The organism is Microcoleus sp. D2_18a_B4 (assembly GCF_036702475.1).
Lineage (GTDB): Bacteria > Cyanobacteriota > Cyanobacteriia > Cyanobacteriales > Microcoleaceae > Microcoleus.
The window spans coordinates 124,003-131,620 of record NZ_JAUBTL010000015.1 but is presented as its reverse complement, the minus strand read 5'-3'; the positions used below and the strand labels follow the sequence as shown (position 1 = coordinate 131,620).

At 48.9% G+C, this 7,618-nt stretch carries 6 protein-coding genes; 2 read left to right on the top strand and 4 right to left on the bottom strand.

What is annotated here, in order from left to right; translation table 11 throughout:
• Nucleotides 1-283: 283 nt before the first annotated feature.
• From QUB04_RS11865 to pgl, 4 genes are all read right to left on the bottom strand, one after another.
• Complete coding sequence (locus tag QUB04_RS11865) at nt 284-1,021, bottom strand: PRC-barrel domain-containing protein (protein WP_333284384.1); 738 nt, start codon at nt 1,019-1,021, stop codon at nt 284-286.
• Between the two features lie 55 nt (nt 1,022-1,076).
• Entirely contained in the window at nt 1,077-1,568 is a 492-nt protein-coding gene (locus QUB04_RS11860; RefSeq protein WP_333284382.1) for an FHA domain-containing protein, read from the bottom strand.
• Nucleotides 1,569-1,650: 82 nt separating this feature from the next.
• The gene (locus QUB04_RS11855) at nt 1,651-2,448 is read right to left on the bottom strand and encodes an FHA domain-containing protein (RefSeq protein WP_333284380.1); all 798 of its coding nucleotides are present in this window, start codon (nt 2,446-2,448) and stop codon (nt 1,651-1,653) included.
• 558 nt (nt 2,449-3,006) lie between these two features.
• Nucleotides 3,007-3,726 carry a 6-phosphogluconolactonase gene (pgl, locus tag QUB04_RS11850; protein ID WP_333284378.1) on the bottom strand — a complete coding sequence of 240 codons (720 nt, stop codon included), beginning with the start codon at nt 3,724-3,726 and terminating at the stop codon, nt 3,007-3,009.
• Nucleotides 3,727-4,189: 463 nt separating this feature from the next.
• Here pgl and QUB04_RS11845 point away from each other — a divergent pair, with 463 nt between their 5' ends.
• Together QUB04_RS11845 and QUB04_RS11840 are read left to right on the top strand one after the other, a co-directional pair.
• Nucleotides 4,190-5,557, top strand: coding sequence for a hypothetical protein (locus QUB04_RS11845; RefSeq protein WP_333284376.1), 1,368 nt, complete (start codon nt 4,190-4,192; stop codon nt 5,555-5,557).
• Between the two features lie 149 nt (nt 5,558-5,706).
• Entirely contained in the window at nt 5,707-7,449 is a 1,743-nt protein-coding gene (locus QUB04_RS11840; RefSeq protein WP_333284373.1) for an IS1634 family transposase, read from the top strand.
• Nucleotides 7,450-7,618 lie beyond the last annotated feature (169 nt).

The following is a 7,618-nucleotide window of genomic DNA, read 5'->3' as shown; positions in this document are numbered from 1 at the left end:
GCCTGTTCCACAAGAAAATTCACTCTTTGTGGAACAGGCATCTTGCCTGTTCTTGAGAATGGTGCAAGATGTGAGTTGTATCAAACAGCATAGGTCATTTTGAGTTGCTAACATTTTCCTTATTGATGCGATACCTTTAAAATACAATGCTTTGAGCAGCAGTGGAATTTTGAGCGACAACGCATCAATCTCTCATAGGGAAAATACCGATCGACCTTCCTCGCGCGCGCGGCCCCAAAATGCGATCGGCGATTAGTCCCCCGGCGAGCGGGAAGGCCAAACTTCAGCTCAAATCTGACTCAGGCGGCTCCGGCTTCGGCTCTGGTCGGACAGATTCTTGCCTTTGCCGCTTCAACTCTGCAACTTTTTCTTGAGCTACATCCCTGACTTCTAGAGCTTTATCTTGGAATTTTTCCGCCAGACTTTGAGCGCCCCGCTTCACACCTGCCACATTTTTGAGAGTTCTGTCGAAATCTTCGTGTAAAAACTCTGCTACCAGACCGACTTTTTTGTGCAGTCCGTCCGCGTACTGCACGGGTTCCGATACAGCAGCTTCAGAGACGATCGCCCGCTTGCTGCCGATGGTCGAAATAGCTGCCACAGGTAACAAGTAAATGTCGTCTAAAACACCGCGCCAGCCGCTCGATTTAAATAGGTAGTGGGTGACTGAACCAGTGCGGACATCAAATAGGTAGTCAACCACTGCACCTGCCTGATTACCAGCGTCCGTGAGTACCTCAAGGCCGATCGGACAAACAGCTTGTTCCGGCTGATGAAGTTCCGGCAGTTCCGGGTTAATGGTGACAAAAACATTTTCCCCCACCGTATCTACTTGCGCCCAAGCGAACCAAGTTTTTTTGCTGCCCAAAAGTCCCGACTTGCAAGTAAAGCCGATCGCCCGCTGGGAGTGAGCGTCTAACCAAACCCGATCTACCCTGCCGACCTCTTCGGCCGTTCTGCGGTCGATGGTGCGGCGGTTGAGCAGTTCGCTGCGCCTAACAATTTGTGGTGATGTACTCATAAATAAACTCCTGAGTGCCGCCTTTGAAAAATGTCGATCGTCCAAAGAAGCCGATTTAATATTCTTCTTCCGAATAATGGCGATTATTATCTGCCTGGGTTAACTCCTCCTCTTCCCTGGAAGTGCCAACTTCTTTTTGGTCGGGAACAGGAATCGTGCTAATGTGCACGCCGCCCGATGGAGCGTGAATTTCCTTAGCCTCCCTGGGCTTGACGCTAAGAAGTCCTAACTGGACTGAGGACTGATTCGGGCCTACGTTGATTTGAATTTTCGGCCCTGAGCGAGCCAAGTGAACGATCAGACCGTCCACAATGGGAACCTTAGCGATCGGCTTACCATCGAGGTAAGTGCCGTTGGTACCTAAATTGATCAGTTCCCAAGTTATGCCGCTGCGCCGCAATTCGATGTGGCGACGAGAAACCACAGCGCTAAAAAGAACGACGTGGTTTTCGGTCGAGCGCCCGATCCGGACGACCTGCTCGTCTTCAAAGATCCAACTGCGGACGGGTATAGACTGGAGTGGATGTAGCAAGGTCAGCTTAATCACATTGGCAGAATTGAGTTTTGGTAGAGCGCCTCAAGATGCGATTTTAGATTTTAGACTTTCGATCGCCCAATCCAAACTCGCTCTAAGAGATTTGAAATAAAAACGTAACCAGGTCTCCTTTGCCCAGAGAGATGCGGTCTCCCGGTCGCAACCGGTGGCGGTTTCCCTTGGGTAGCGGAGTATTGTTGACGTAAGTGCCGTTGGAACTGCCTACATCTTCTAGGTAGCAAGCATCTCCCTCCACCCGGAGATTTGCGTGTACCCGAGAAACTATCTCAGAATTAGCAAATCCCGAAACATCAATATCCGGCGGTACTAAGTCATTTGGCTTGCCTATGTGAACCACAGCCAGACTGTGAGGCAATTCCATCGGCGTATTTGTCTGAACGTGTAGCAGGCGCGCCGACTGCTGTTGCAGTTGAGTTTTAGCTACACCTGCTGGCTGTGGGCCCGGAACCGGAGGAGAGATATTTACTGGTGTTGCCACCGATTCAGTTGTAACAGGAACCGAGGGCGAAGGCGGGGGATCTGGAATCGTCGGAATGCTGGCGGTAGTTTTTTCCAAGTTGAGCCCCTTATTCAGGCTAACTAGAGGTTCCATTGCCATCAGGGGATCGGGTGGCACTAAATCGGGCGCCGGTGACGATACCACTGTGGGGCCTACAGGCGAGGGAGACGGTAGTGTCACCTCAACTTCTGGAACTATGGATATGGAACCCGGACGCAAGTTAAAGCCACACTGGCCGCAAAATGCTGCATCTGTCTGAACTGCTGCACCGCAGTTCGAGCAACTTGCGGTAGCAGGTAAAGGCGTGTAGCAAGCCTCACACTGGCTGGCCCCGTCGGGGTTCTGGTGATTGCAATTGGGACAGACAATCATCGATTTCTCCTTGCTATCGGCCAGATTTTCAAATCAGCCTCATCAAAAGTCCTTGGGTCTGAAACCCCGTCCTTACAGGACGGCTTTACATTGAATTGAATCCCCTTGCGGGGTAGGGGGGTATGGTTGCCCCCCCCGTGAGGATATGGTTGTCCTCAATCTCCCATTTCTGGGGTAAAGTTAGCACGCGCCTTTGTTTAGGGAGCTTGCGCGGGCTAGCAGCACTGTTCCAGTTACCTTAGAACTGTTTAACCACTAGCGACAGAGCAAGGGACTAGCTTCGTATCAAGCGGGTGTCGTGACTCACAAAACGTAGTCAGTTAAGACGATGGCCCGTCAGAATGGCTTGTTAGATTTCTCTTTCAAGCCTCATGCCGTCAGGGCTGAGGTTCCTGACAAAAATACTCGTGTATATGGTCAAATTTTAACTTTAACCGCCACAATTCTTATATTGCTTCTAATACTAGCAACTGAGCTGACGCCGTGACGTTAGCTGTGATGGGCAAGATTGAGTTAGTGATAATGCTGACTGTGTTGGCACGCTGGCGGCTCTGTGGGCTATTTTACTGCTGCGCCAGCAGCCGCATCAAGCAGCCACCAAAGCTCGCCCTCTGGTTGAACGAGTCTGGCTGGATAAGTCATTTCGTCGGCTGCGGGGGCAAAAATTTGAGCAAGGGCGGGTTGTTTGCTGGCTCCTGCAACCATGAAGATGACGCACCGGGCCCGGTTGATTAAGGGGACTGTAAAGGTAATGCGGGGTTGACCGTCTTTGTTGCCGACAGTTACTAGGGCATCCCGGACTTCCAAGGCTGCTGTGCCGGGAAATAGAGAGGCTGTGTGGGCGTCGTCTCCTATGCCCAATAAAATGATGTCGAAGGCAGGAAACTCGCCCTCGGATACTTTGAAGAACTGTTGTAATTCGGTTTGGTGCGCCTTCGCGTCGGCTGCGGGGTCGCCGGCGCCTGTGGGCATGGGGTGGATGTTGCTGGCGGGGATATTCACTCGATCGAGCCACGCGAGCCGCGCCATTTTTTGATTGCTGTCTGGGTGTTCTGGGGGAACGTAGCGTTCGTCGCCCCAGAAAACGTGAATTTTGTCCCAAGCCAGGTCTTGGGCTGCGATCGCTCTGTAGAGGGGTTCCGGTGTGCTTCCGCCCGCTGCGGCGATCGTACAAAGTCCGCGTTCTGCTATGGCTTCTGAGATTTTCGACAGCACAATCTCCAGCGATCGATCTATCAGTTGTTCCCGATTTGCTAATACTTCAACTACTTTTTTCATTAATTTCCTCTCAAATTTCCTTGGGTGTTGTTCTCAGCAATTGCCAATTTTACCTTGACATTTTGGTTTGAGGTTGATCGGCTGACAGACCCGGCAGGCAGGGTACAGCATCCCATAAAATTTTATCATCTTATGCCCTTTGATTTAAAGAAAGCAAGACATATTTCTACCAGTGCTTTATGGATTTTCACCTGTTGCATTGAGCTTTCGCAACTTTCAATCAAAAGTTCGATCGTACTCGGAGCATCTGGGCCGAAAGTAAAAAGCGTTTTTTGGGACTCCGATCCGTCCCGCACAGCAAAGTCTATAAATATAGCGAGCCGGACGATCGCACACCGACAGTAAAAGCCAAACCGAGATGCTCCCGATCGCACTTACCCCGGCATAGCAAAAATAATCAAGATTGATGTGGTAGAGTAGGAAAAATAGTTTTAAATCCGCAGGCTCGGATGGAAGCAAAACTATGTCAAATTTTAAGCGATTTCCTACATCAGTCCGCTATCTAATAGCGCGGTTGCGCCACTGGACGCAACCGGCGGTTTGGGCTCCGTTAGCCGTGCTCTGTGCAGGGGGGTTATTCATCTGGGAGGTCTCTGTAAATCCAGAAAGGTTGAGCATAGATGGCGAAGAAGAACCAGCCTCAAACACTCCAGCTTCGCTATCGGGGCTATCTGCTGAAGATACCGCCATTGCGGCTGAAATCGACAGCTCACCAGTGCTAGTCAATCAGTTTAATGGCTCTACTGCTTCTGAACTGAACTTGTTAAATTCATCAGTAGTAAAAAGCAAAGGTTTATTCGAGGAACTTCGAGATCGGGAGTTAGAAACTCCTGAGCCATCTTCAGCCCCCAAGCGGGTAGGAAGCAGCGGATTGGTGTCCTTGCCAAATTTAGCAAATCCTGCTGTCGAGGCCGGAAACAATAACCCCCAAAATTCCAGCTTGCCAAGTTCCAACGCAACATCAGGGTTGAGTTTATCTGGCAGTGGGAGACTGACTTCCGGGATAAAAACGATCGAGCCTGAGTCTCGGGGTACAGCGACAGCAACTTTATCGCAGGCGTCTAGTGATGCTAATTCAGATAAACAAAACGAAAATTCTCTGCCTTTGAGTCCGCTGCAAGCAGCTATGAAAAAATACGTCGTTGCTAACACTTCGGCAACGGCGGCTTCAGGTGAGAAAACTGCCGACGAGCCTACATTGCTCGATCGACCCGCTTCCGATCCGGCAGCAGTAAATGCGACAAATTTGCTCCCAACGACCGCTACAGCTCAAGGTAGAGCAAATCCTGTGAATGTTCCCACAGCACTTCGCCCACTGGTGGCTCCGACAAATACTGTGAGCAACGAATCTCAAGAATTCTTAAAACCGACAGCTACAGTCTCTGAATCATTTGCTGGGTTAAATTCCAGAGTGCCGAACCTCCCCGAAATTAATGCAGGGGCTGCACCGGTGGCTTTGCCGAAAAATCCCTACCAAACTAATTTATCTGGCTCAGGCTTGGCACCTGAAGTTCAACCTGTGGCACTTCCCGTAGCCATACCTTCGCCAACACCTCTACTTCCAAATGTCGGTTCATCTACCTTTCCAAATGGGATTGGGGGAAGCAAGATAATTAGCCCTCAATTCTCTCCCAATTCAGCGAATTCTCAATTTCAAACACCTCCACCGAGTCAGCTTAACTTGCCGCAGCAGCCTAACTTTGGAGTTGTTCCCCAAAACACAAATCAGGGCGTGCAGCCCATTCAACCTCAAACTTTTTCTACACCCCGCTCTCTGGCTCCAGGACGCTACATTGGCGGTGGCGAAATCAATACTTTTTCTAATCCTTAAACTGAACTTCCCCTAGTAGAGGGTTCGTTCAAATCTTGCAAACCCTTGCGCTACGAGTTCCTGTCAGCTTTTTGCCCCCGAGGACGTACCCATGTAATTTAAGGATTTCTTAATTTTTCGCGTGGGAAGAGCGTGGCAGAATTGTAGTCATGTATATCGAACGTGTTCCAAACAGAAACTCTCCTCCAGCCGTATTACTTCGCGAGTCCTACCGCGAAGGCTCAAAAGTGCGGAAACGCACTCTGGCAAACTTGTCTAAATTGCCCGACCATGCAGTAGATGGACTGCAAGCCTTGTTAAAAGGTGGCGTCACGATCGCCAATCTACCTGACTCTTTTAAAATCACTCGCTCACGCCCGCACGGCCATGTGGCAGCAGTATTGGGCAGCCTCAAAAACACTGGCTTACACAACCTAATTAGTTCCGAAAATACCCGCAACAGAAGATTAGTATTGGCGATGATAATCGCGAGAATTACCGACCCGCGCTCGAAACTCGCTACAGCCAGAGGATTTAGTGACGAAACAAGTTTCTCGAGTATTGGCAAAATTTTGGGAATCGAGGGTGCCGATGAAGATGAACTATATTTGGCAATGGATTGGCTGTTATCCAGACAAGAGTCGATCGAAAATAGTTTGGCTTCCCTTCATTTAGCATCATCAACATTGGTACTTTATGATGTATCGAGCAGTTACTTCGAGGGCAAAACTTGCCCGTTAGCCAGGTACGGTTACAATCGGGATGGCAAAAGAGGTAAATTGCAGATCGTATTTGGATTAATGTGCGATGCTTCTGGCTGCCCGATCGCAGTTGAAGTATTTGAGGGCAATACTGCTGACCCAAAAACCTTAAGCAATCAAATTACCAAGCTCAAAGAAAGATTTAGGATTGCCAAAATAATTTGGGTGGGCGATCGAGGCATCATTTCTTCAACCACAATTCAACAACATTTTCAAGCTGACGATCGCAGTTTCGATTGGATTAGCGCGCTGCGTGCGGTACAAATTCGCAGCCTCGTCGAGCAAGAATCCATTCAACTCTCTTTATTTGACGAACAAAACATCGCTGAAATATCGTCAGATGACTATCCGGGAGAACGCTTAATCGCCTGTCGCAATCCGATGCTGGCAGCAGAGAGAGCCAAAACCCGAGAAGAATTGTTGCAAGCGACCGAAAAAGAGTTAGCCAAAATCGCTGCTGCTACAATGAGAGAGAAGCGCCGTTTAACAGGGGCATCAAATATTGGTTTAAAAGTCGGAAAGGTGGTAAATCATTACAAGGTTGCCAAGCATTTCAAACTGGATATTCAAGAGAACAGTTTTAGCTATGAAAGAAACACGCAAAGTATTGATAGCGAAGCAGCTCTCGACGGCTTGTATGTGATTCGGACTTCAGTAGAACCCGAAGTTTTATCGCCTCAAGAAACGGTGAGAGCTTATAAAAGTCTGTCTCAAGTAGAGCAAGCTTTTCGGAGTTTTAAGACTGTGGATTTAAAGGTGCGACCGATTTACCACCATCGGGCCGCTCGAGTTAAGGCTCACGTATTTTTATGTATGTTAGCCTATTACGTAGAATGGCAGATGCGTTCTCTACTAGCTCCTATGCTGTTTGATGAGGATGATTGGGAGTCAGCTCGCCAACAGCAAAAATCTGTCGTTAAGGCGACGTATAGCGAGCGTACTAAAGCCAAAGCTAGAACTAAGCGGACTGACGATAATTTACCAGTGCATAGCTTCCAAACGTTATTAGCGGATTTGGGTACGATCGCCCACAATGAAATTATGTCAACAATCGGTGGTGCTAGTTTTGTTTTCGATAAGATTACTCAACCAACAATTGTGCAACAAAAGGCTCTAGATTTACTGGGCGTTTCTCTGATTTGTACCCAGTAAAACGGGGGTCAAAATCCTGGGAAGGCTTGCTCTGCATACTCCGATGCCTTTTGTCAATGGGGGAAGTTCAGCTTAAATGAAGGAAGTTCGGCCACGAAAAAGATATTATCAATTCCCCATACTTAGGCTACGCTGTTCCTGCCCTTGGACTTCGGTTCTCCTCAGCGTA